Source organism: Rhizobium sp. 01T444, from assembly GCF_056398305.1.
Window position 1 is genome coordinate 1 of the sequence record NZ_JBFTPD010000151.1, and the last position, 756, is coordinate 756.

Sequence of the window (756 nt, forward strand, 5' to 3'; positions counted from 1 at the left end):
AGGGCACGACGCCCTGCGACTCGCCGTTGGTGCCCTTGATGTGGCTGCCGAGCGCGCGCACGCGCGTCCAGTCGTTGCCCAGGCCGCCTGCGAACTTGGAGAGCAGGGCGTTTTCCTTGATCGACTCGTAGATGCCGTCGAGGTCGTCCGGCACGGTGGTCAGGTAGCAGCTCGACAGCTGCGAGCGCAGGGTGCCGCTGTTGAACAGCGTCGGCGTGCTCGACATGAAATCGAAGGACGAAAGAACCTCGTAGAACTCGATCGCGCGAGCTTCGCGGTCGATCTCGTTCAATGCAAGGCCCATGGAGACGCGCATGAAGAATGCCTGCGGCAGTTCGATGCGTGACTTGCGCACGTGCAGGAAGTAGCGGTCGTAGAGCGTCTGCAGGCCGAGGTAGTCGAATTGCAGGTCGCGTTGCGGCTTGAGAGCGGCGCCCAGGCGGGCCAGGTCGTACTGCAGCAGGCGCTCGTCGAGCAGCTCGTTCTCCACACCCTTCTTGATGAACTGGGGGAAATAGTCGGCGTAGGCCTGGGCGCGCTCGGCCAGCGGCACTTCGCGGCCGATCACCTCCTTGAAGATCGTGTGCAGCAGCAGGCGGGCGGTGGCGAAGGTGTAGTCGGGGTCCTTCTCGATCAGCGTGCGGGCCGCCAGGATCGATGCCTTGTAGACCTCGTCGAGGGGCACGCCGTCGTAGAGGTTGCGCATCGTCTCGGCCTGGATCGGCGCGGCCGTGAGGCTGTCGCCCAGGCCAATGC

1 protein-coding gene is annotated in these 756 nt (G+C 64.8%); it reads right to left on the bottom strand.

The window, feature by feature from the left end; all coding sequences use genetic code 11:
* The coding region (locus tag AC1DTN_RS37670) for a ribonucleotide reductase N-terminal alpha domain-containing protein (protein WP_477925223.1) at positions 1-756 on the bottom strand (756 nt) is incomplete at both ends.